This window comes from Pyxidicoccus fallax (assembly GCF_012933655.1).
GTDB lineage: Bacteria > Myxococcota > Myxococcia > Myxococcales > Myxococcaceae > Myxococcus > Myxococcus fallax.
Window position 1 is genome coordinate 1 of sequence record NZ_JABBJJ010000200.1, and the last position, 23,881, is coordinate 23,881.

At 71.6% G+C, this 23,881-nt stretch carries 15 protein-coding genes; 4 read left to right on the forward strand and 11 right to left on the reverse strand.

Annotation, left to right across the window (positions count from 1 at the left end; translation table 11 throughout):
• Positions 1-1,045 precede the first annotated feature (1,045 nt).
• Positions 1,046-2,512 (reverse strand): hypothetical protein, encoded by a 1,467-nt coding sequence (locus HG543_RS33210; RefSeq protein WP_246357479.1) that lies wholly within the window; start codon positions 2,510-2,512, stop codon positions 1,046-1,048.
• A gap of 184 nt (positions 2,513-2,696) precedes the next feature.
• On the opposite strand from HG543_RS33210, the gene HG543_RS33215 reads away from it, so the two are divergent.
• Entirely contained in the window at positions 2,697-4,247 is a 1,551-nt protein-coding gene (locus HG543_RS33215) for an ATP-binding protein (protein ID WP_169348941.1), read from the forward strand.
• Between the two features lie 5 nt (positions 4,248-4,252).
• On the opposite strand, the gene HG543_RS33220 is transcribed toward HG543_RS33215, so the two are convergent.
• From HG543_RS33220 to HG543_RS33230, 3 genes are all read right to left on the reverse strand, one after another.
• Positions 4,253-5,431, reverse strand: coding sequence for an SDR family oxidoreductase (locus HG543_RS33220; protein WP_169348942.1), 1,179 nt, complete (start codon positions 5,429-5,431; stop codon positions 4,253-4,255).
• Between the two features lie 52 nt (positions 5,432-5,483).
• Positions 5,484-6,779, reverse strand: coding sequence for an NTP/NDP exchange transporter (locus HG543_RS33225; protein WP_169348943.1), 1,296 nt, complete (start codon positions 6,777-6,779; stop codon positions 5,484-5,486).
• 200 nt (positions 6,780-6,979) lie between these two features.
• Positions 6,980-8,281, reverse strand: coding sequence for a pyridoxal phosphate-dependent aminotransferase (locus tag HG543_RS33230; RefSeq protein WP_169348944.1), 1,302 nt, complete (start codon positions 8,279-8,281; stop codon positions 6,980-6,982).
• A gap of 427 nt (positions 8,282-8,708) precedes the next feature.
• On the opposite strand from HG543_RS33230, the gene HG543_RS33235 reads away from it, so the two are divergent.
• The 3 genes from HG543_RS33235 to HG543_RS33245 all read left to right on the forward strand — a co-directional run bounded on the left by HG543_RS33235 (position 8,709) and on the right by HG543_RS33245 (position 11,037).
• On the forward strand, positions 8,709-9,710 hold the full coding sequence (locus HG543_RS33235; RefSeq protein WP_169348945.1) for a DUF1028 domain-containing protein: 1,002 nt from the start codon (positions 8,709-8,711) through the stop codon (positions 9,708-9,710).
• 140 nt (positions 9,711-9,850) lie between these two features.
• The gene (locus tag HG543_RS33240) at positions 9,851-10,633 is read left to right on the forward strand and encodes an AMIN-like domain-containing (lipo)protein (RefSeq protein WP_169348946.1); all 783 of its coding nucleotides are present in this window, start codon (positions 9,851-9,853) and stop codon (positions 10,631-10,633) included.
• 152 nt (positions 10,634-10,785) lie between these two features.
• Positions 10,786-11,037 carry a hypothetical protein gene (locus tag HG543_RS33245; protein WP_169348947.1) on the forward strand — a complete coding sequence of 84 codons (252 nt, stop codon included), beginning with the start codon at positions 10,786-10,788 and terminating at the stop codon, positions 11,035-11,037.
• Between the two features lie 11 nt (positions 11,038-11,048).
• On the opposite strand, the gene HG543_RS33250 is transcribed toward HG543_RS33245, so the two are convergent.
• The 7 genes from HG543_RS33250 to HG543_RS33280 all read right to left on the reverse strand — a co-directional run bounded on the left by HG543_RS33250 (position 11,049) and on the right by HG543_RS33280 (position 23,837).
• A complete protein-coding gene (locus tag HG543_RS33250) occupies positions 11,049-13,007 on the reverse strand; it encodes a 4-alpha-glucanotransferase (protein ID WP_169348948.1) in 1,959 nt (652 codons plus the stop codon).
• 75 nt (positions 13,008-13,082) lie between these two features.
• Positions 13,083-13,394, reverse strand: coding sequence for a hypothetical protein (locus HG543_RS33255; RefSeq protein ID WP_246357480.1), 312 nt, complete (start codon positions 13,392-13,394; stop codon positions 13,083-13,085).
• Between the two features lie 70 nt (positions 13,395-13,464).
• A complete protein-coding gene (locus HG543_RS33260) occupies positions 13,465-16,659 on the reverse strand; it encodes an efflux RND transporter permease subunit (protein ID WP_169348949.1) in 3,195 nt (1,064 codons plus the stop codon).
• Positions 16,660-16,698: 39 nt separating this feature from the next.
• Positions 16,699-18,000, reverse strand: coding sequence for an efflux RND transporter periplasmic adaptor subunit (locus HG543_RS33265; protein ID WP_169348950.1), 1,302 nt, complete (start codon positions 17,998-18,000; stop codon positions 16,699-16,701).
• A gap of 244 nt (positions 18,001-18,244) precedes the next feature.
• Positions 18,245-19,216 (reverse strand): ADYC domain-containing protein, encoded by a 972-nt coding sequence (locus HG543_RS33270; RefSeq protein ID WP_169348951.1) that lies wholly within the window; start codon positions 19,214-19,216, stop codon positions 18,245-18,247.
• 214 nt (positions 19,217-19,430) lie between these two features.
• Positions 19,431-23,249: an nSTAND1 domain-containing NTPase gene (locus tag HG543_RS33275; RefSeq protein ID WP_169348952.1), complete on the reverse strand. Its 3,819-nt coding sequence runs from the start codon at positions 23,247-23,249 to the stop codon at positions 19,431-19,433.
• A gap of 117 nt (positions 23,250-23,366) precedes the next feature.
• Positions 23,367-23,837, reverse strand: a complete 471-nt coding sequence (locus HG543_RS33280) for a response regulator (RefSeq protein ID WP_169348953.1) — start codon at positions 23,835-23,837, stop codon at positions 23,367-23,369.
• Between the last annotated feature and the right edge of the window lie 44 nt (positions 23,838-23,881).

Consider the following 23,881-nt stretch of genomic DNA (forward strand, 5'->3'; position numbering starts at 1 on the left):
CTCCACCCACGTCCCAGGTCATTCCCCTGGCGCGCGGCGGAACCACCTCCCCTATCGCGTCAGGCTGACATGGCCGAGCCCCGCCTGTCCCTACCCATCACGCCCGCCTGCCCTCCGGCCCGCCGAGGAGAGTCCACGTCCAGCCCATTCACATGCGCCCGGGCCCGTCCCCAATGCAACGGGTCGGTTGCAGCGGGAGGTCGGCCGGAGCCTCCCGCCCCCGCATGGCGGCCCCGCGCACGCTGGCGTCTTCGCGCAAGCGTTTGGCGCGACAGAGGAAAACTCGTTCCGGCACCTGGGCCAGTATGCCCTTGTCGCCAGTCGCCAACAGCGCCCGGCGGCAAGGGGGAACAACCGTACGCACAGTGCGGGAGGGGGACGTAGATGTCACGCGTCGCGCATGGGTCGGGCCAGGGGTTTTCGGGGGAAAACATGAGGCTCACCGAAGTGACGCGCGGAAACACAGGGGCCACGGCTTGCAGACCCGGGCGTCAGGCCCGGGCGGAGCGGGACGAAGCGGTCGAGGGGGACGTAGGGGGAATCGCGGTACCGGAGCTGGCGTGCTTCGCGGGGGCGAAGCGGATGCAGCTGGCGGTGCTCGCGAGGTCGACCGTCACGGGTTCGCTCCGTGAAGCAATGGAAGACGTGACGCGGGTGGCGACGATGCGCCCGCAAACCTTTGGATGGGCCCGGACGTTGGCACGGCTGAGGGCGCTCTCGCGCCCCGCGGTGTCCTGGGAGCTGTCCGGAGGAGAGAAGGGGGAGCCGCGGCTCGCCCGGGACTCAGTCCGGGTGGGGCCGTAGCAGGCACCTTGGGGGGTGCCACATTTTTCGAGTGTTTCGCTGGAGGGGTCCAAGGCCCTCCGGAAACCTCAAGGGCGGGTAGGAGGGCGGTACCGCGGGGGCGGTGCCGTCTGCGGCAGGGGGACCCGGGGTCACGCTCGCCAGAGGGGGAGAGCGAGCCCGAGAATGGGTCATATCCGGGGGGTGCTCCGAGGTCATCGGGGCATCCCCCGTTGCTTTGCGGGCTCGAAAGGCCCGGGGGCTACTCCACGCGCAGCGTCGCGGTGCCGGTCAGCTCGCGGTCGAGGGTGAGCCAGAGGGCGTCACCGGCCTCGTCCACGGAGGCGAAGTAGTCCACGTCCGCCTTCAGGGACTTGCCGTCCAGCGTGACGCGGGTGGGGGCGTCGGAAGCGGTGTAGCCGCGGAGCACCACCACGGGGTGGGTGAGCGTGCGGGTGCCGGCCTCGAAGCGCAGCGTCGCGCGGTTGGAGGCGGCCTGGGCCTCCCATGTGGCGTAGACGGGGTTGTAGCCGGGCACGTCATAGGCGACGGCGTCGGTGCGCCCCACGCCGCCGGGGCCCCGGGTGATGACGGTGCCCTCGGTGGCCGTCAGCCGGATGCCCTGCCAGGCCTCCACCTCCGCGGCCTGCTTCATCACCGGGTCCTCGGTGTGCGGGTCCAGCACCATGAACACCGAGTAGCTCTGGTACGGGTAGCCGGAGAGGTTGGCGTCGTCGCCGTAGCGGGGGTACTGGCGCTTGCCCACCGCGCCGTAGTTGCTGCCCCACGCCATGCGGTGCGAGCGGGTGGTGGTGGGCAATTCGTACTGGTTGAGCTGGTACGTCCAGTTCCAGTCCTGGGGCATGGGGCCGTCCTCGTCGCGCTGGCCCCAGGTCGAGTAGGCCCAGTAGCCGCCGGCGGGCTTCTGGGCCCACGTCTGCGTCTGCACCACGCCCATCTCCGCGTCCGGGGAGGCCGTCCACATGCGGGTGTAGGGGACGACGTTGGGCTCGCGGTAGTCCCAGCCGCTCGACATCGTCACGGGGGAGGACAGCGTCACGAAGCGGTGGCGGTCTCCCCAGCCGAGGCCGGCGATTTCGGAGTAGGCGTTGCCGTCGAAGAGCAGGTCTCCGTAGGGCGAGCGCACGTCGGCGTTGAGGGCATCCGCGGGAGCCCCCGAGGCATCGTGCGTAATCGCATACAGCGGGTGGCTGCGGCCGGTGGCGAAGAGGTAGTGCACCGTCACGTTGACGATGTGGCCCTCGAGGGGGAGCGGCCAGCGGAACTCGTGCACGGCGTGGTGGCGGCCCTCGAAGACGGTGCGCCAGGTGCCTCGCACGCCCTCGGTCCAGTTGCCCCAGGTGCTGCCTTCGTGGATGTGACAGACGACCATGCCCCAGCCGGGGACCTCGGCCCTGCCGCCGTCACAGGTGCGCTGGGCACCGGCGGCCTCGTAGGTGTAGCGGCGCAGGTAGCCGCCGTTCCACCCGGCGGGGTCCCTGGCGTCGTTGCGCACCAGCGCGGCCGAGCGGGGCCGGCAGTCGGTGTCGCGCCAGGTGAAGCGGTCCACGCGGAAGCCGTCGAGGTCCACGCCGCGCTCCAGCCGCAGCGGCGCACAGTCGCTGGCGCCGGGGCCGGGCTTCACCTCCTTGCCACCACACGCCGCCATCGCCAGGGACAGCAGCACGGCGACGCCGCGCGCTCCGGGCAGGGGGACCGGGCTCTTCATGTCGGACGTCATCGTCGCTCCCTCGCGGCGACAGGGGCCCTCCGCACGAGGAGCCGTGCCGCCCCCTCGTCCTGCCAAACCTGCGCGCCCGGGCGCAAGGACACGGGGGGTGGGCAGGAGGCCCAGGAGACAGCGCGCGGGCGTTCGGGCGTCGCGAAGCGGTGGATGGTAGTAGCTTGCCCTCATGGCTCGCTGGTTCAACACCGCCGGTCCGTGCAACCCGGCCAACCACTACATGCTCCCCGCCTTGCGGCGGCTGCCCGAGGTCCAGCGGTTGATCGACCAGCAGGGCTACTTCGTCGTTCACGCACCCAGGCAGGTGGGCAAGACGACCGCGCTGCTCTCGCTCGCCCAGGAGCTCACCTCCGAGGGGCGTTATGTGGCGGCCCTGGTCTCCATGGAGGTGGGGGCCGGCTTCCCACAGGACATCGGTGCCGCCGAGGCGGCCATCCTCCAGAGCTGGCGCGGCGCGATGCGAGCACAGCTCCCCACCGAGCTGCAGCCACCGCCTTTTCCCGAAGCACCTCCCGGGAGTCGTATCGCCACGGCCCTCGCGTCCTGGTCCGAGACCGCGCGCAAACCGGTGGTCGTCTTCCTGGACGAAATCGACGCACTTCGCGACGACGTGCTGATCTCCGTGCTTCGCCAGCTCCGCGACGGTTACCGCAACCGCCCGGGACACTTCCCCTCCTCGCTCGCGCTCATCGGCCTGCGCGACGTGCGCGACTACAAGGTGACCTCCAGCGGGAGTGACCACCTGGCCAGCTCCAGCCCCTTCAACATCAAGGTCCGCTCCCTCACGATGCGCGACTTCACGGAGGAGGAGGTGGCCGAGCTCTACGCCCAGCACACCGCGGACACGGGCCAGCGCTTCGAGCCCGAGGCCCTCGCCCTCGCCTTCGCGCTCACCCAGGGTCAGCCCTGGCTCGTCAACGCCCTGGCCAAGGTCACCGTCGAAGAGCTCGTCACCGACACGGCGCAGCCCGTCCGCCGCGCGGACATCGAGCGCGCGAAGGCCATCCTCATCCAGCGCCAGGAGACACACCTGGACAGCCTCGCGGAGCGCCTGCGCGAGCCACGCATCCGCGCCATCCTGGAGCCCATGCTCGCGGGCGAGCTGTTGGGTGACGTGCCCGAGGATGACAGACGCTTCGCCATCGACCTGGGCCTGCTTCGCCGGAACCCGGAGGGCACGCTCGAGGTCGCCAACCCCATCTACCGCGAGGTCATCGTCGGATTCCTCGCGTCCGGCACGCGGGCCACCCTCCCCTCCATCCAGCCCTCCTGGCTGAAGCCGGACGGACGCCTGGACACGGAGCGCCTGCGCGACGCCTTCCTCGCATTCTGGCGCCAGCACGGCGAGCCGCTGCTGGCCACCGCGCCCTACCACGAGATTGCGCCCCACCTGGTGCTGATGGCCTTCCTGCACCGGGTGGTCAACGGCGGCGGCTCCATCGAGCGCGAGTACGCCATCGGCCGGGGACGCATGGACCTGTGCGTGCGCCACGGACCGGACACCCTCGCCATCGAAATCAAGGTCTGGCGCGACAGGGAGCCCGACCCGTTGCCCGAGGGACTCACCCAGCTCGACGGCTACCTCCAAGGGCTCGGGCAGCGGGGCGGCTGGCTCGTGCTCTTCGACCGCCGGAGCGGCCAGCCTCCCATCGCCGAGCGCACGCGCGCCGAGGAGGCCCGGACGCCTTCGGGCCTCCCCGTCACCGTCATCCGCGCCTGAGGGCCTCAGCCCGCCTTCGCGGTGCCCTTCTCCGCGTGCCACGCGGCGAGCACTTCCTTCTCCCGCTCCGCGGTGATGCCGGCGTCCATCTTCGCCTGGCGCTCGGGCGGCAGCGTCTTGAACCACGCCAGCGTGTCCCGGATGGTCTCCGCCGTCGGCCGGAAGGTGAGGCCCGCGGCCAGCGCCTTGTCGACGTTCACCATCCCCAGCCCACCCTCTTCACCCGTGCGCGGCATCCACGCCGGCAGGTCCGTCCACGGCGACACCTTCTGCTTCTCCAGGAAGGCCGTGTCCACCCACGTGAAGCGCGCGTCGCCGCCGATGACCTGCTTGTTCTGCTCCAGGAAGTCCTTCATCAGCACCGGCTTGTTCGGGCCCGTGGCGTTGTAGATGCCCGTGGCGCGGCGCTCCACACCGAGGATGATGAACCGCGCCAGGTCTCGCGCGTCGATGAACTGGATGGGGTCCTGCCCGTCACCCGGGGCGAGCACCTCGCCCCCGCGCGCCACGCGCACCGGCCAGTACGTGAAGCGGTCCGACGGGTCGTCCGGTCCGACGATGAGGCCGGGGCGGATGTTGAGCACGCGGCCCGGCATCGCCGTCTCCGCCGCCTTCTCGCACAGCGCCTTCAGCGCGCCGTAGTGCTCCATCACCTTCTCCGTCGTCTCGTCCTCCACCGTGGCCAGCGGCGACGCCTCGGTGATGCCCGGCTTCGACAGGTCCTTGTAGACGGAGATGGAGGAGACGAAGACGTAGTGCTCCGTGTTGGGCGCCAGCAGCTCCGCGGAGGCCTTCACCATGCGCGGCACATAGCCGGAGGTGTCCACCACCGCGTCCCACTTGCGGCCCTCCAGCGCCTTCAGGCCGTTGTCCCTGTTCGGGTCGCGGTTGCCCTGCAGCTTCTCCACGTCCGGGAAGATGTTGGGGTTCGTCTTCCCACGGTTGAAGAGCGTCAGCGTGTGCCCGCGCGAGCGCGCGAACTCCACCAGCGCCGGGCCCAGGAAGCTGGTGCCGCCCAGGATGAGGATGTTCTGCGGCTTGCCCGGAGGCGGCAGCTTCTCGGCCTGGGCCGCGGCGCCCGTGGTGCTCCCATTGCCGGACGTGCCCGTCGACGCACACCCCATGGCCCAGAGCGAGCCCACCGCGGCCGCTCCCTGAATCACTCCCCTGCGGGACAGCTTCATGCCGTGTTTCCTCCTGCCTTCTGGAAGGACTGCGTGCCGGCCTCGTGATGCCTCAGCGGGCCGGGACATTATCGGGAACCGCGGGCTCCAGCGTGGCCGGAGCGCCTGGCGTCTGCCGCCGCTGGTGCCGCGCGAGGTACAGCGACACCGCGAGCCACAACCCCGCCAGCGGCACCGCCGTCAGCGACAGGCCCGTCATGCTCATGCCGAGCGCCTTCAGCCCCTCCTGCAGCCAGCCGCTCACCGTATCGCTGCCGCGGTACACCACCGTGTCGATGAAGCTCTTCGACTTGTAGCGGGCCTCGCGGTCCACCGTGGTGAAGAGGATTTCGCGCGACGGCCGCTCCAGCGCGTAGTGGCTCGCGCCGCGCACCGCCTTGAAGAGGATGAGCACCACCAGGAGCGGCGCCGCCGCCAGCCCGAGGAAGCCCAGCATGGTGAGCACCGGCGCCACCGCCATGGCCGCGCCCAGCCCCAGCTTGGAGATGAAGCGCCCCGTCACGAAGGCCTGCACCGCCAGCGTCGCCAGCTGCACGTAGAAGTCGATGTCGCCGAACAGCGCCGTGCGGTGCGCGGCGTCCTTGCCCACCTCCGCCACGAGCCGCACTTCCTGGAAGTTGATGAACGTGGACGTGGCCGCGTAGAGGAACACCTGGAGGCCCAGCGCCAGCAGGAACGGCGACGTGAGCAGCAGCCGCAGCCCCGCGAGCACGCCGCCGCCCACCGGCCCCTCCGCCACCGGCGGCTGGTGTTGCACGTCATGGGCCCAGCGCGACAGCTGGCGCACGCACTGCGCGCTCACCTCCAGCAGCACCACGGAGATGAGGATGAGGTTCACCGGGCCCAGGGGCTTGGCCAGCCGTCCCACCAGGAAGGGCCCCAGGAGCATGCCCGTGGTGCCTCCCGCCGCGATGAAGCCGAACAGACGCTTGCCCTGGCCGCTGGCGAAGACGTCCGACATGAAGCTCCAGAAGATGGAGACGACGAAGAGGTTGTAGACGCTCAGCCACACGAAGAAGACGCGCGACACCAGCACGGGCGCCACTTCCAGCTTCAGCAGCGCGAACATCGCCAGCAGGCAGAGCAGGAAGAAGCGGTAGACGCGCGGGATGACGACGCGCCGCGGCCAGCGCGCCACCAGGGCGGAGAAGGCCGGCACCACCGCCAGCATCACCAGGAAGGTGGCGGTGTACAGCTCCGGCAGGTCCTTCACGCTGCCCGCCGTGCCCAGCTCCGTGCGGATGGGCCGGAGGATGGCGTAGCCGCACATGAGCGTGAAGAAGTAGAGGAACGACCAGAGGACCGCCCCCACCTCCTCGTCCCGGACATCCATGAATCGCTTGAGCATGGGTGAAGGTCGCGCCTGTTGAAGGATGCCTGGAGGCCTGGGCCCCGGCCGGGCGCGTGGTTGGACGAACCCGGCCCCGTGCAGTGTATTCCCGGGTTCCTTGTCCAGCGAACGTTCTCCGCCGCCCGGAGTCGCACGGGCGGACGGAGCGTGTGGGGGCGGCCCCACCGGTACACCGGCGGGGCCGCGGGTCGGAGGAGCTACTTCGCGGCGGCGAGCGCCTCGCGCAAGGCGGCCTCCACGCGGGGCAGGGCCTCCTCGATTTCCTTCACCGAGGTGGCGCCCACGGACAGGCGGAACCAGCCGGTGTCCTCGGACAGGCCGAAGGCCTGGAAGGGCACCACCGCGAAGCTCGCCTTCTCCAGCAGGAGCTTGCGGATGTCGTCGTTCGTCTTCAGGCCGCCCTTGCCCACCAGGTCGAAGCGCACGGACAGGTAGATGGCGCCCTGCGGGGCGATGTGCTGCACGGGCAGCCCCGCCTCACGCATCCGCGTGAAGCCTCGGTGCAGCGCCTCCAGCCGCTCGTCCACGCGCTGGCGCATGACCTGGAGGAAGGACTCGGTGGCCTGCGTGTCGTCGAGGTAGCGGGCCACGGCGACCTGCTCGGCCTTGGGGGCCCAGGCGCCCACGTGGCCCAGCACGTCGCGCATGCGGGCGATGATGGTCGGCGGGCCCACGCCCCAGCCCACGCGCACGCCGGTGGAGGCGAAGGCCTTGGAGATGCCGTCCACGAAGACGGTGTACTTCGCCACCTCGGGCACCAGCTCCACGGGCGTCACGTGCTTCACCCCACCGAAGCTCAGCACCCAGTAAATCTGGTCGTACATGAGGATGAGCGGCTTCTGGCCGCGCTTCTCACGCTCGCGGTTCTCCGCGACGACGCGCTCGCAGATGGCGGCCAGCGCGTCCGGCGAAATCATGGTGCCGGTGGGGTTGAGCGGGCTGCACAGGCATAGCAGCCGCGCGGAGGGCAGGTGGGGCGCAAGTTGCTCCACCGTGGGCATGAAGCCGTGCGCGGCGTCCGTCGTCACCACCACGCTCTTGGCGCCCAGCATGTATGCGTAGTGGTTGTTGTTCCACGAGGGCACCGGGTAGACGACCGTGTCGCCCTCGTCCAGCACGGCGCGGTAGGTGCCGTAGATGATGGGGCGGGCGCCGCCAGCGATGACGATGCCCTCCAGCGGGTACTTCAGGCCGAGCGCGCGCTCGTAGAAGCGCTGCACCGACTGGCGCAGGTCCAGCACGCCGTCGGACGGGGGGTAGTTCGTCTCCCCGGCCTGGAGCGCGGTGGCGATGTTCTGCCGCAGCCCGTCCGGAATGGGGAACTCCTTCGGAGCGAAGTCGCCCACCGTCAGGTTGCACACCTTCTGGCCTTTGGCGACGAGCTCCCGGATTTGCGCGGCGATTTTCAGGATCTCGCTGCCGACGAGACCCCGCGCCATGGTGCCCACGGTGCTGTCATCCCGAGCGGGGCGGGGAAGGGAGGTGAGGTCGATTGCCATGAGGTGTTGCTCTCCGGTTCGGTCGCGTTGAGGGTGGCCACGCGGACTGCGGCCGGGCGCGCACCATAACCGCGGCACGCCCCTCCCTGTCTCATCCATTTGCATTGGCTCGCCGAGGTGCCGCCGCTTCAATTTTCCGGAAGGTGACTTCCCGCCCGTCGGACCGTCGTGCGGGGGGCACCCGGGCCATCGGGCCCTCCGTGGACCGGTGGGGCTTCCGCGTCTGTCTCCGGTGACTGTCCCGTCCTCCCGTCCCCGATATGCCCGGAACAGACCGTCGTTTTCCGGAACGACAGCGCCGGTAGTCGGAGCAGCAACGGCTGGCTCCCGGCGTTTCATGTCCAACACCCACACTCCCGAGGGCAACCCCACGGCCACGCGGACTCCGCGCGCGCCGCACGGGAGACCCTCGTCACGAGGTCAGACCATGAAGCTCCTCAAGCGAAGCCTGCTGGTCCTCTCGTCGTTGCTGGTGGCGTCCTCCTCGGCGGCCGCGGCGGACCGCCCCATCAACACGCGCCTCTTCGGCACGCGCGCCATCATCGCGTGCGACCCGGTGGAGAAGTCCTGCGGCATGGCGGTCATCACCTTCCCCAGCGGCGCCAGCGGGCTGGTGCCGTACGGGCGCCCGGACGTCGCGGTGGCCTCCATGTCGGTGCCCTCGGTGGATGACGCGAACGCCATCATCGCGCGCATCGACAAGGGCGAGGCGCCCCAGGCCGCCATCGACAACGTGCTGGCCGTGGACCCGGAGGGCTCCATCCGCCAGTTCGCCGCGGTGAAGCTGCACCCGGACGGCACGGTGACGGTGGGCCAGCGCACCGGCTCGGAGGCCAACCCCTTCACCTGCGCCGTCAAGGGCAGCACCTTCGTGGTCCAGGCCAACAACATGACCGTCGGGAGCATCTGCGACGCCATGGTGCAGGGCTTCCAGCAGACCCGGGGCAGCCTGCCGCAGCGGATGCTCGCCTCGCTCAAGGCGGGCGCCCGCGTGGGCGGGGACAAAAACGGCGAGCGCTCCGGCGTCATCCGCGTGTGGAACAACACGAGCGCGTCCGCGCCCTACACGCATGTGCTCGCCGAGGCCACCGTCCATGGGAGCATGACGGCGCTGCGGGATTTGGAGGTGCAGCTCATCCGGCATCAGGCGGGGATTGCGCCGCCGTACGCGGCGGACCTCGTGGTGCTGGACAGGGACACGGCGCGGTTCATGAAGCGCTCGCTGCGCCGGCTCGGGTACTACGACGGACCGATGGACGGCAGCTGGTCCGCGGGCGCCGAGCAGGCCCTGGCCGACTTCACCTGGAACAACATCTTCCACGACAAGCCCACCGTGGTGGAGAACGGCGTGCGGAAGATTGACGGGGTGCTCGTGCGCTTCCTGGCCAACACGGACCTCGACGTGCTCCTGCCGGCTTCCGCGGAGTAGGGCATGGGGTGTGCCGGGCCCCTTCCGCGTCGCCGAGAGCGGAAGGTCCCGCTTCCACGCCGTGGCACTGGAACCCGGGCGCCGCTCGTGCGAGAGGGTGGCCGCCGGCCCGGACCGAGCGGGCCGCGAGGAGAGGCACGATGAAGCGCTCTGGACGCGGGCTGACGTCGCTGTTGCTGGTGGGGTGCATCGGAGTCGCGGGGTGCAAGAAGGAGGAGCCACCTCCGCCCCACCCCGCCGCGGAGCTTCCCGCGCCGGAGGACTCGCCCGCCCAGCCGACGCGTCCTCCCGAGGGCACCATCCCCCGGGAGGGCGAGGCCGCCGCCAACCCGCCCGTGCATGTCGTGGTCCCCGCCGATGGCGGCACGGGGGCTCCCGTGCGGACCGGGGACGAGGCTCCCCAGGGGGATACGGCGCAAGCTCCGGCTCCCGCTCCCGCTCCCGCACCGGCGAACGCGGCGGACCTGCCTCCGGAGGACCTGAAGAACCGTGAGTGGACCGCTCGCAACGTGGAGCTGAAGCGCCGCCCGGGGAAGTCGGTGACGCTGCGCTCGGTGCGCGCGGGGCAGCACGCGGACTACGACCGCGTGGTGTTCGAGTTCGAGGGGATGCAGCTCCCCGGCTACGCGCTGGAGTACGTGGACAAGCCCATCATCCAGTGCGGCTCGGGAGACCCGACGCCGGTGGCGGGCCAGGGCTGGCTCCAGGTGCGGCTGACGCCCGCGCGCGGTCACGACGACCAGGGCCGCGCCACCGTCGCCGAGCGCGAGATGAAGCCGGGCCTGCCCATCATCCTGGAGCTGGAGCGCACCTGCGACTTCGAGGGCGAGGTGACGTGGGTGCTCGGCAACAAGAAGCCCAACAAGTTCCGCGTCATGGAGCTGCGCGATCCGGCGCGGCTCGTGGTGGACGTGCAGCACTGAGGCTTCGCGGGGGTGGCGCGGTCCGCCTCGGGCCGCGCCTGGGTTCCGCAAAGGATGGAGCGCGCGGAATTCGGGGCACGCCAGGCGGGGTTCCGCGAGGTGAGAGACCGGTGCGTTTCTCCCTTCCGTATTGCCACGAGGCCCCAATGCGAATGAACTGGACCCGAAAGCCCGAGGATATCCAGGCCACCATCGATCTACATCTTCGCTTCCGCCACAACAGGTTCGGGCGGGATGAAGCCATCGAGGACCTCGCCCTCCAGCTTGGCCGCACCCCCAGCGCCGTGGGGGCCGCTGTCGACGCGGTGGTCAGAGTCGACGCGGAATGCTCCGACGGCTGGCATCGTCCCTCGACGCTTCTCAAGGCGTTGTGGGACGAACGAGGACTCCCCAGGAAGGTCTGAACGCGGAGGGACTAACTTGCGCCGCGCAGCGTCTCCGCCAGCCGGTCCAGTCCCGCGAGCAGCGCCTGGTGCCGCTCACGGGTCTCGGTGCCCCGGGCCCGCAGGGCCATGGCCAGCGCCGCGGGCATGTTCAGCGCCGCGTCGCCCCGGAGCCGGTCGTGGTACTCGCGCGCCCAGTCCTCGGGCACGCGCAGGGACCAGTTCCTCGGGTCCACCGTGCCGGGCGTGTTGTACGTCTCCGTCATCCCCATCAGGTCCGTGAAGAACACCATCACGTTGCGCGCTCGGCTCGCGAACAGGTCCGCCAGCTTCGCCTGCGCGAGCTTCCCCGGGTCCTCCGCCAGCCTCCTCGCGAAGCCCTCGCGCTCCGACTCCTCCGGGCACAGGCGCCACGCCAGATAATCCGCCTGCGCCTTCAGCGTGCCGCGCCACTGCCACTCGCCCACCAGCCGCCACAGCGACTTCGTGTCGTGGTTGCCCACCATCACCCAGTCCTCGGGCGCCACGTTCTCGCTGCGGTACACGTCCGCCGGGTTGTTCAGGTCCGCCTTCTGCGTCACCCGGAAGCGCCCCAGCCCGTACTGCGCCAGCACGCGCTCCAGCGGATACGGCAACGTGCTGAGCACCTCGCCCAGCAGGTCGCCCAAGTCCCTTCCATTGCGCCTCGCCGCGCCCACCACCGTGTCGAAGAGGACGCTGAAGCGGCGCACCTGCTCGGGGGTGAGCGACTTCACCTCGCCATCCGCGTACCGGGGCACGGTGCGGTCCAGTTGGTCCGGGTGCACCAGCGCGTAACGCGCGAGGTCCGGGTGGTCCGGCAGGTCCGGCGAGGAGAAGAGGCGCGCCCCGTGCTGCACCGCCCACAGCGCGTCCGGCTCGTCCGAGCGGTACACCCACGGGCACACCAATCCGTGCGGGTGGTCCAGCCGCAGCCCGTCGTACTCGCCGAGCATCTTGTCCATGCGCGCGTTCATGAAGCGCAGCACCGGACCGGCCCGCTGGCCCGCGGCCACGCCCGCGTAGTCGGGCTCGAAGAACTGCTCCGGGTCCAGCACCGGGTAGTTCCACGGCTGGCCGTCCGGGTTGGTGCGGCTGGGCGGCGCGCCCATGAGATACCGACGCAGGAAGAGGCCCTGCCAGGACCACGTGTCCTTCGGCGAGAAGCCAATCTGCAGGTCGCCGTACAGCTTCAGCCTCCCGCCCACCACGCGCTCGCGCAGAGACTGGTGCTGCGCGTGCACGAGGAACTGGAAGAAGGCGTAGCGCTCCAGCGCCTCCGCGTACCGGGCCTGCAGCTCGACGAGGCGCGCGACGACAGCGGCCTCCTCCTCCTCATGGCGGGGGCTGAACAGTCGCCCATCCAGCGAGTCCGCCCAGCGCCGCCAGTCCGGCTCGTGCTTCTCCTCGCACAGCACGTCGAAGAGGGCGTCGCGCAGGAGCCACGCGTGGTGCTGCTGCCGGAAGGTGGTGAAGCGCGCCGCCAGCTCCTGGAGGGCAGGGTCTTCGCGTCGCTGACGGAAGGACTCCCACGCCTCGTGCAACAGCGCGAGCTGCGCTCGGAACGCATGACGGTAACGCTCGCCCGGGTCGGCGCTTTTCGGGCGGCTCGCGGCGACGGCGGCCACGCGCCCTCGCGGCAGCAGCGCGCCCCAGGGCTCGGGCTCCTCCAGCCGCGCGAGCGACACGTTGAGGACGTTGCGCGAGAAGAGCGTGGCGTCGTACGGCGAGGCGTTGAACTCGGTGGTCTGTCCCTGCGGGCCCAGCTGGATGCCGTTGAAGCCCAACTCCCGCGCGAAGCCGAGGAAGCGCGCCGCGCCCTCCGAGTACGGCGAGCCCCAGCCGAGGTCCTCCTCCGGCAACTGGGGGAAGCTCGGGTCGTGGATGCTCAGCACCAGGTTGCGGATGTCGAGCGCGGCCAGGGCCTCGGTAACGAGTCGGTGGTGGTCTTCAGGCAGCGGGACGGAAGCCATAGCGGGAACGTCCGACCCTAGAGTCCTCCGCCCGAGCCGCCAACCGTCTTGAGGAACAGACGTTCAACACCGCGCTCAGGACCCGCGTGGATGCACCTTCACGAGCCGTCCCACCACGGCCTCCCGGAGCGCCCACCCGTTGATGCGGCCCACGTTATTGCCGATGAGCACGCGGTCCTTCGTCGCCTGCTTCACCAGGTGCAGCAGCACCCCACCCTTCCACCGCACCAGCACCACGTCCCCGGTGTCCACCTCCGCCGGGTCCACCGGCCCCAGCGTCACCGGCTGCCCGTCCTCGATGCGGCCTCGCATGGAGCCGCCCCTGGGGCGTACCGTCACCTGCTCACCGCGTTCCAGTGCACGAAGCGCGTCCGTGGCCCATCCCATCGTCCAGAATCCTTTGTCAGGGTCTGGCGTTGAGACGCGTCGCGGGGGCGCGACCTGACGCCCCCGCCGCTCAGTCCTGGCGAGCCTGGGGCACCGGGCGGGGCTCTCCGCCACCCCCGTGGGGCCCGTGGCCGTGCTCCTGAGGCGGACGCATGTGGAAGACCTTGCGCAGCTTGCGGCTCATCCAGTTGCGGCCGTCCACCAGGATTTCGTACACCGTGGGAATCACCAGCAGCGTCAGCAGCGTGGACGTAATGGTGCCGCCAATCACCGCGCGGCCCAGCGGCGCGCGGAAGTCGCCGCCCTCGCCCGCGCCAATGGCCACCGGAATCATGCCCGCCACCAGCGCCAGCGTCGTCATGATGATGGGCCGCAGGCGGATGCGTCCCGCCTCGATGAGCGCCTCGCGCAGCGGCATGCCCTTCTCGTGCGACCACTTGGCGAAGTCGATGAGGAGGATGGCGTTCTTCGCGACGATGCCCATCAGCAGGATGACGCCGATGAGGCTCATGATGTTGAGCGTGTCGCCGGTGATGACCAGCGCCAGCACCACGCCGATGAGCGACAGCGGCAACGACAGGAGAATCGCCAGCGGGTCCAGGAACGAGCCGAACTGCATGACCAGGATGAGGTACATCAGCATCACCGCCATCCCGAGCGCGATGAACACCCGCGTGAAGACCTCCGCCTGGTCCTTGGACTCGCCGCCCGTCGTCAGCGTGTAGCCCGCCGGCAGCTGCACCCGTGCCACCCGCTCCTGCACGTCCGTCATCACCTCGGACAGCGAGCGCCCCTGCACGTTCGCCTGGATGTTGATGACGCGCTCCCGGTCCAGGTGGGTGACCTGCGCCGGCCCCAGCGTCTGGCGGATGTCCGCCACCTGTCCCAGCGGCACCAGCCGCGGCGCGCCTCCCGGCGCTCCGCCCACGAGGATGGGCAGCTGCGACAGGTCGTTCGGGTTGTCCCGCGCCTCGGGCGCGAGCCGGACCATCACGTCCCGCGTCTCGCCGATGGGGTCCACCCAGTCTCCCACGTCCAGGCCCGCGAAGGCCGGCCGCAGCACCTGGGCCACCTGTCCCGCCGTTACCCCGAGCTGCCCCGCGAGCCCGCGGTTCAGGTCCACCTCCAGCTCCGGCCGCTGCCCGCGCGTGGACAGCCCCACGTCCACCGCCCCGGGCACCTGCTCCATCTCCTTGCGCACCTGCTCCGCCAGCTGCGTGAGCACCCGCTGGTCCGGCCCCCGCAGCTGCATCTGGATCTGCTTGATGGCGCCGCCGAAGCCCGACGTGAAGACGGACACCCTGGCGCCGCCAATGGCATTCAATTCGTTGCGGAAGACGCGGCCCAGCTCGTCCTGGCTCACGTCGCGCTCCGCCTTGGGCGTGAGCCTCACGTACACCAGCGCCTGGTCCACGCCCGGCGCGCTCAGCGGCAGCGGCACGCCAATGGTGCTGTAGGTGTAGGCCACCTCCGGGTGCGCCTTGGCGATGCGCACCACCTCCTCCACCTTGCGCCGCGTGTACTCCAGGTTGGAGCCCGGCGGCGTCTCCACCAGCACCTCCACCTCCGCGCGGTCGCTCACCGGCACGAAGCCCGCGCCGCCCACCGTGGCCTGCAGGCCCAGCGCGCCCACCAGCGAGAAGATGGCCACCAGCACCATGGCCAGCCGGTGGTCCAGCGCCCAGGCGATGACGCGCTTGTAGCGCTCCGCCTGCCGGTCGAACCAGTGATTGAAGCGCGCCAGCACCCGCGAGATGAAGCCGCGCCGCGCGCCCTGCTCAATCTGCGGGTCCGGCCAGTACGCGCTCAGCATCGGGTCCAGCGAGAAGGACACGAACAGCGACACCAGCACCGCGCACGCAATCGTCAGGGCGAACGGCTTGAACCACTGTCCCGCCTCCCCGTACATGAAGGCCACCGGCACGAACACCGCGACGATGGAGAATGTCGTCGCCGACACCGCGAGCCCGATTTCCGAGGTGCCCTCGCGCGACGCCGTGTAGTGGTCCTTCCCCATCTCCACATGGCGGACGATGTTCTCTCGCACCACGATGGCGTCGTCGATGAGGATGCCGATGGCCAGCGTCAGGCCGAGCAGCGACATGGTGTTGAGCGTGAAGCCGAACGCCCAGACGCTGACGAAGGCCGCGAGCACGCTCACCGGCAGCGCCAGCCCGGTGATGACCGTGGAGCGCCACGAGTTGAGGAAGATGAAGACCACCAGCACCGTGAGCAGCGCGCCCTCCACCAGCGCCGACTGCACGTTGTGCACCGCGGCCTCCACGCGGACACCCGCGTCGCGGACGATGGCCAGCTTCACGCCCGCGGGCAGCCGCTGCTGCAGCGTCTCCACGCGCGCGCGCACCGCGTCCGCCACCTCGGTGGTGCTGTAGCCCTTGGCCTTCAGCACGTCGATGCCCACCGCCTGCGCGCCGTCATAGAGCGCCAGCGTGCGCGGCTCCTCCGCGCCCACGAAGACGTCCGCCACCTGCCCCAGCCGGATGGCCTGCCCGTTGCGCGTGGCCACCACCATGTCGCGGAACTGCTCCACCGTCTCCAGGCGGCCCTTGAGGCGGATGGAGGACTCCTCCAGCCGCGAGTTGATGCGGCCCACCGGTGCCGCCAGGTTCTGCGCCTGCAGCGCGCCCACCACCTCCGCCACCGACAGGCCCGCGGCCTGGAGCGCCTGGGGCTTGAGCTGCACCGTCATCTCCCGCTCGACGTCGCCCACCACGTCCGCTTGGGCCACGCCCGGCACCGAGCGCAGCTCGCCCACCACCAGCGGGTCCGCCACGCGCGACAGCGCGGCCACGTCGAGCTGCTCCGACGTCAGCGTCAGCGAGACGATGGGCTGGTCCGCCGGGTCGAACCGCGTGAGGATGGGCTCCTCCATCTCCTGCGGCAGGTCCGCCCGCTTGCTGGAGATGGCGTCGCGGATGTCCTGCGAGGCCTCCTGGATGTCCTTCTCGAACTCGAAGAACACCGTGAAGGTGGCGAGGCCATCGGTCGCCGTGGCCGTCGTCTCGTCCGGGTCCACGCCGCTGATGGCGAAGATGGCGTCCTCGATGGGCTCGACGATTTCGCGCTCCACCGTCTCAGGTGAGGCGCCCGGGTAGACGATGCTGACGCTGACGACGGGCGGCTGGACCTCCGGAAACTCGTCCGTCTCCAGCAGCCCCAGGGCCACGAGGCCGAAGACGACCAGCGCCACCATCGCGGTGATGGTGACGATGGGCTTCTTGATGGCGAAATCCGAAATGAACACGGGGTGACTCCCGGCACGAAGCGATGGAACGAAGCGGCCTCAGGGCGCCGGGGACGTCGCGCCCCCGCCGGCCCCCTGCTGTTGCGGCGCGGGCGCCTGGGGTTGCTGCGCGGAAGGACCGCCCCGCGGTCCCTGGGGCGCCTGCGCGCCCGTCGCGGGCTGCTGCTGCCGCGGCGGGGCCTCCGAGCCGCCCACGCCCGGCCCCTCCGACTCCACGGGCTTCGAGCCGGGGCGCGGCGGCTCCACCTTCACGCGCGAGCCCTCGCCCACCGTGTCTCGGGCCGAGCCGAGCACCACCACGTCCCCGGCCCGCAGTCCGGAGCGAACCTCCACCTGCTGCTCGACGGCGTCCGTCAGCCCGACGGTGACGGGCACGCGCTTCACGCGCTCGTCCTGGATGCGCAGCACGGAGGGCTGGCCGTTGGCGTCATCCACGGCGTCCACCGGTACCGCGAGCGCCTGCCGCGCCTGCGAGGCCACGCGCCCCTCCGCGAAGAGGCCCGCCAGCAGCTGGAGGTCCATGTTGGGAATGGCCACGTAGATGCGGACCTGACCTGTGGCCGGGTCCACCACGGGGTTGATGCGCTCCACCTTGCCGCTGAAGGTGCGGTCGCCATAGCCCGTCACCTGGAACTCCACGGGCGTGTCCACCTTCACCTGCTCCAGCACCGCGGCGGGCACGGAGGCCTCCAGCCGCAGGGTGCGCGGGTCGACGATGGTGAAGAGGGGCGCGCCGGGCTGCACCACGTCACCGGCGTTCGCCTGGCGCTCGCTCACCACGCCGTCGAAGGGCGCGACGATTCGCGCGCGGCCGAGCTGCTCCTGCGCCAGGGCCAGCCGCGAGCGGGCCTCCGCGAGCTGCCCTTCCGCCTGGGCCACGCCGAGCTGCGCGCGCTCGAGGTCTCTCGGGGTGATGACGCCGGCCTTCGCCAGCTTCGCGCTGCGCTCCTGCTCGGCCTGGGCCACCCGCAGCGCGCTCGCGGCGGTGCGCGCCGCCGTGCGGGCCGCGATGAGCTGGTCCCTGAGGGTGGCGTCCTCGATGCGCGCCAGCTCCTGGCCCTTCTTCACCTCCTGGCCCTGCTCGGCCTTGATGCCGAGGATGGTGCCGCCCACCTCCGCGCGCACCGCGGCCGCCGTGCGCGCCTGCAGCGTGCCGGAGATGCCGGGACCGGACTGCAACTCCCGCATCTCCACGCGGGCCACGTTCTCCGCCCCGAGCGACACCACGGGCTCGACGGCCTGTGCCGCCGCCGCGTCCTCCGAGCCCTTCTTGCAACCGGCCGCGGTACAGGCCACCGCCAACAGCAGCCCGAGCCCCCGGCTCCGTGTCCTCCCAGTCATCCGCGCTCGTCTCACGGCGCCTCTCCCGTCGTCTGCCCGCCCCGCCCCACGGTCCAGGCGAGCCGGCTAACCATGGTGTCGGTCCCCTGCCCCGGCTAGCCGCCGATGCAGTCATTTCACACCCGGAAGGCCCGCCTTTTCCGCCGCAGGGAAGAGGGGCAGACATGCGAGCGGGCGCTCACCGTCCCTGACCTGCGTCAGGAGCGGGAGCGCCCGTGAGATGACGACGGACTCCGCCAGCGGACTACGGCGTGCTCTGCGGCACCTCGCTCATGAGGAGGGTGCCCGTCTTGAAGTGTGAGCGCTGGCCGCAGTCGGTCAGCACCTCCCTGCCCGGGCAGCTGACCGGCGCGGACGCGCGCGTCGACGAGGTGAAGCAGCGGGCCCCGTTGGCGTCCCACTCGGCCTCCGTCAGCCACGTCTCGGAATCCTCCTGCACGCCGACGCCGTCGTAGAGGTTCACCCAGTTGCCGTCCTGCGTGTACGAGGTGCCGTCCCCGCAGAAGTCCGCGCGCACCATGCGCGTGCAGGCCTGGTGGTACTCCGCGAGACCGCGGCCGTCCGCCGTCGTCGCCCAGGGGCGGTAGCCGAAGCGCACGCACTTGGCGATGGCCGCGCCCTCGCACGCGAAGGTGAAGACGGTGGAGTCGTCGAGATGCGAGCCGCCGCCCGCCACGCCCTGCGCGTAGTTCCACCGGCCCGCGACGGGAATGGCGCCGAGCGCGGAGCCATCATCGGCCGCGCACGCCGGCTTCCACGCGCCGGCCGTCATGTCGAAGTAGGAGACGCGGTAGGACCACACGTCCGCGTCCGCGTCCTGGCCGGGCTGGATGCCGTCCACGCGCAGGGCCACCTGGGTGCCGTCACCGAGGTTGCCGACGAAGCGCGCGCCCACGAAGTCCTGGCCGGACACCGTGCGGCTCCCGTCGAAGCCGTGGAGGACGCTGCCCTGCAGCCACACCGAGACGAGCGGCTCGTCCACCGAGGTCGCGGTCTGCACGCCCGCGAAGTTCACCGAGACGAGCGGCTGGCCCAGCTCGGTGCCATTGAGGTTGCGGCCGTTGAGATTGCGGCCGTTCAGGTTGCGGCCGTTCGGCGAGGCCAGCTCCGCCACGCGAGACTGGAACGTGGACTCCTCGGGCTCCGCCACCCCACCCGCACACCCCACCAGCCCCCAGGCGGCAACCACCGCCTGCACCACGTGCCTCGCGCCCATGACCCGACCTCCCCACCGACCCGACCCCGTCCTGCGCTCCTCAAGGTTCGCAGTGACACGAAGTCGCGCAAGTTGCGCGCACGCCGACGGACACTTGCATCGTCCACCCGTCACCAATGAACTGGCATGGCAGGGCAGACCCCGGGGTTCCATCGTCCAGTAGGACGTGGTGTCGGTGTGGGTTCTCGGTACGTGTGAGCCGCCAGCCAGGCGCTCAAGGCGTGGCGGCCGGCGGGTCGGCGCACACGCGCAGGCCCACCGTCACGTCGCGCAGCGAGGGCTCCGGCAGCTCCCGGTTGGTGGAGCGCGCCGAGGTGGCCGCGAAGGCGAAGCTGCCGCCGCGCGCCACCGCCTTGCCCGGCTCCAGCCACGAGCGCGTCCACTCCCAGACGTTGCCGGCCAGGTCGTCCACGCCGAAGGGGCTGCGCGACGCGGGGTGGCTGCCCACCTCGTCCGGGCCGAAGCCGCCGGGCTGCTTGCCGTAGGTGGTGTCGATGTTGGCGTCGTCCGGGGCCAGCGTGTCGCCGTGCGGGTACTCGCGCCCGTCCACGCCTCGGGCCGCGCGCTCCCACTCCAGCTCCGAGCACAGCCGCGCCCCGGGCACGCCGCCGCGGGTGGCGAGCCACGCCGCGTACGCCTCCGCGTCCGCGAAGGTGATGCCGCTGACGGGGAAGCGCAGCCAGTCCTGCTCCTCGCGCCGGTCGCGCCGGGCGTACCGCAGCTTCTCTCCAGCGCGCGCCACGTAGGGCTCGCCGCCAGGCTGGAAGCGCAGCCGCCAGGTACCGTCCACCCGCTCCAGCGCGAGCATCCCCGCGTACCCGCCGGTGGCCACGCGGGGCAGGCGCCGGACGCGCTCCTCGGCGGGCAGCGCCTCCACGAAGCGCAGCCAGTCCGCGTACGTCACCTCGTGGCGGGCGATGAGGAAGCCCGGCACCTCCACGGCGTGCAGCGGCACCGCGTTGAAGAACTCGCGCACGCTGGCCTCGGCCGAGCTGCCGAAGCGCACCTCACCCGGAGGCACGAAGACGAAGCCCTCCGGCACCGTGCCCGCGCGCGGCAGCGGCACGTGCAGCCGCCGGGACTCCCCGCGCCGCAGCAGCACGGGCTGCGCCACCGGCTCGTGGCCCAGCGCGCGCAACGACAGTTGGTAGAGCCCCGGCGGCACCGGCACGTCCAGCCAGGGGCCTCCGGCGAGCGTCAGCGGCTCTCCCGGCTGCTCGCGGCCCTGCGCGTCGCGAGTCAGGGGCCGCAGCTCCACCTGGGCGCCGGAGGTGGACGTCTCCAGCGTGAGGCGCGCGGGCGCGTTCCACCGCCGCCAGCGCGTGCCAGCGGGGTCATACAGCCGCATGCGCTGCAGCAGCGTGGAGAGCGTCTCGGTGTCGCCGTCCTGCTCGGCCCACAGCGCCCGCTCGTAGAGGAAGTCCGCCAGCGCGTCGCGCACGTCGGGGCGGCCCGGGGCCAGCGACAGCGCGTGCTCCAGCTTCCCCGCCACCGCGTCGTACTGCTGGCGCACCCGCGCCGCCTGCGTGCCCGAGCGGCCCCACAGCTTGTCCGCGTCCGCCTTGCGGCCGCTGGTGTAGAGGCGGAAGGCCTCGGCGCGCTCGGAGCCGAGCGCCTCGCGCGCCCGGCCCACGTTGCGCAGGGCGAGCGCGGCCTCCTGGAGCTCCGCGCTCACCTGCCGGTCCAGGCCCCAGCGCTCGCGCAGGCGCAGGCCGCCGTAGACGAGCGCCAGCGACAGGACGAAGCCCGCGGCCAGCACGTGCCGCATGCGCCGGCTGCGCACCACCGTGCGGCGGGAGGCCCGGAGGAAGTCCAGCTCGCGGCGGGTGAGCTCGGCGGGGTCCAGCGGCTTCGTCTCCGCGAGCTGGCGCGGGCCCCATAGCGCCTCGCGCGCGTGGCCCAGCTTCTCCCAGTGCGCCGCGGCGGCCTCCAGCCGGGCCTGCACCTCGCGGCGCTCGGCGGCCTCCGCCAGCCAGCGCGCCAGCGTGCCCCAGCCGGACAGGAGCGCCTCGTGGGCCAGCTCGTACGAGGTGTCCTCCTGCGCCTCGCGCGCCACCAGCAGGCGCGCGTGCACCAGGGCCTCCACCGCGGCACGGTAGCGCGCGTCGTCCCCCACCAGCTCCCGGTCCGTCTTGCGCGCGCGGGTGCCGTCCACTGTGACGAGCCGCAGCAGCACGCCACGCGCCGCCACGCGCTGGTCCGGGAGCAGCCGCGCCACCGCCGCGTCCGCGTGCCGCGCCAGCGCCCCGGCCACGCCGCCCAGCGAGTCCAGCGCCGCCTGGGTAATCACCCGGGCCGTCGCGTCGCGCGCCTCCCACAGCTCCGCCAGCGCGAACTGGAGCAGCGGCAGGCCACCGTCGGCGGCGGTGGTGGAGGCGACGAGCGCGTCCACGAGGGCCTCGGACTCGAAGGCCACGCCCTTCACCCGGGCGGGGCCCGTCACCGCCTCGCGCGTCTCCTCGGGCGTGAGGGCGCGCAGGAGGTACAACGCGCGCGGCACCTCCGCGCCCAGGCCCGGCACCGCGGTGAGACGGGTGAGGAAGTCGCTGCGGCCGGTGGCCAGCAGGCGCACCCCCGTGGCCCCTTCCGCGAGGCTGCCCAGCGCCTGTCCCGCGAGCGCCGCCTCCACCGGCGAGGCCAGCGTCACCAACTCCTCGAGCTGGTCCACGTAGAGGAGGAGGGCCTCGCGGGCGCCCAGCCTCGCGCGCAGCCGGCGCACGAGGGACGTGGGCTCGTTGCGCAGTGCCTCGGCCAGGGGCTCCTCCGCCTCCTGCATGAGCGGGGCGAGCGCGGCGGCCAGCGCCGACATGGGACGGCGGCCCGGCACCAGCCGCGCGGTGTGCCAGCGGCGCCCGTCCTCCAGCGCGCCCTCCGCCACCGCCGGGAGGATGCCGGCGAGGCACAGCGAGGACTTGCCCACGCCCGAGTCACCGGCGATGAGCAGGAAGGGCTCCGCGCGCAGCCGCTCCAGCACCGCGCGCTGCTCGCGCCGCCGGCCGAAGAAGACGGCCCGGTGCTCCGCCTCGAAGGCCTGAAGGCCCCGATAGGGGTTGCCCTCGGGCACGTCCGCCGGCGTCTCCTCGCGCGTCAGCCCCTCCAGCGCGTCGAGGAGCTGCGCGGCGGAGGCGTAGCGCTCGGTGGGCTCGCGGCGCAGACAGCGGTCGATGACGGCCGCGAAGGCGGCGTCCACGCCGGGCGCGGCCTCGGCGAGCGGGCGCGCGTCCTGCTCTCTCACCACCCGGGGCAGGTCGCGCCAGGACACGTCCCGGAAGGGGCCCCGGCCCGCGCACAGCTCGTAGAGGACGATGCCCAGCGAGTACACGTCGCTGCGGGCCGTGAGCTCCTCGCCGGCCCAGGCCTCCGGGGACATGTAGTAGGGCGTGCCCACCAGCGCGCCGCTGGGCAGCGAGGGCAGGAAGACGCCGTCCAGCGAGCGGGCGCCGAGGTTGGGGCTGGCGTCCGGGTCCAGGTCGTCCGGCAGCTTGGGAGGCTCGGCGCCGGCGCGGGCGGGGGCGTCGGCCGGCTCGGCGGCCTCGTCCAGCAGCTTCGCGAGCCCGAAGTCGAGCAGCTTCACCTCGCCGCTCTCGGTGAGCACCGCGTTGCCGGGCTTGATGTCGCGGTGGAGCACCCCACGCCGGTGGGCGGCGCTCAGGCCCCGCGCCAGGTCGCGCCCCATGCCCAGCACCCGCTCCCAGGGCTGGGGCTTGGAGAGCCGGTCCAGGCTGACGCCCCGGATGAACTCGGAGACGAGGTAGGGCTGCTCCTCCAGCTGTCCCACCCGGTAGAGGGTGACGACGTTGGGGTGCTGGATGCGGGCGGCGGCGCGGGCCTCCACGAGGAAGCGAGCCAGGGCATTGGGGCCGAGCGCGGGGATGAACTTCACCGCCACCGGGCGCTCGAGCAGCGTGTCGTGGGCGAGGTACACCCGGCCCGTGCGCCCCCGGCCGATGGGCCGCACGAGGCGGTACTCGTCGAACTCCTGCGGAGGAGTCCACGCGTCTGGCGACGGAGGAGAGGCGGCGGGGGTGCCCACACCCGGTGCGTATGCATCCGTCCGCCAGGGGTCAACGGGCCGGGCGTGCCGAATGGCCCTGCGCGGAACAGAGGGCCCCCGAATGTCCGGTGGCGGGCAGTGCGGATGTCCGGTGGATCAGCTCCCCTGCCCGCCCTTGCCGCGGACCTTGCTGGGCTTGAGCATGTTGCGGATCTTGTTCTCCAGGTCCTGAGGCAGGCACGGCTTGGCGACGAACTCGTCGGCACCGGCCTCCTTCGCATGCTCGGCGTTGCCGGCGAGCACGTGGCCGGTGAGCGCCATGACGGGGATGTCCCGCGTGCGCGAGTCCTGCTTGATGAGGCGCGTGGCCTCCCAGCCGTCCATGATGGGCAGGGACAGGTCCATCAGGATGATGTCCGGCTCGCCGTCCTGGGCCTTCTCCACCGCCTCCACGCCGTTGCGGGCGGTGTCCACCTCGAAGCCGACGAACTCCAGGTACTCGGCGTACATCTCCCGCGCGTCATCGAAGTCGTCGACGACGAGGACGCGCTTCTTGTTGCCAGCCGGTGAGGGGAGCGCGGTGGCGGGGGCCTCGTCTTCCGGGGCTGTCTGTGCCGTTCGCTTCATGAAACCGACGCCTCACGTGTAGGGAAAGGGCTGTTGGCTTTCGC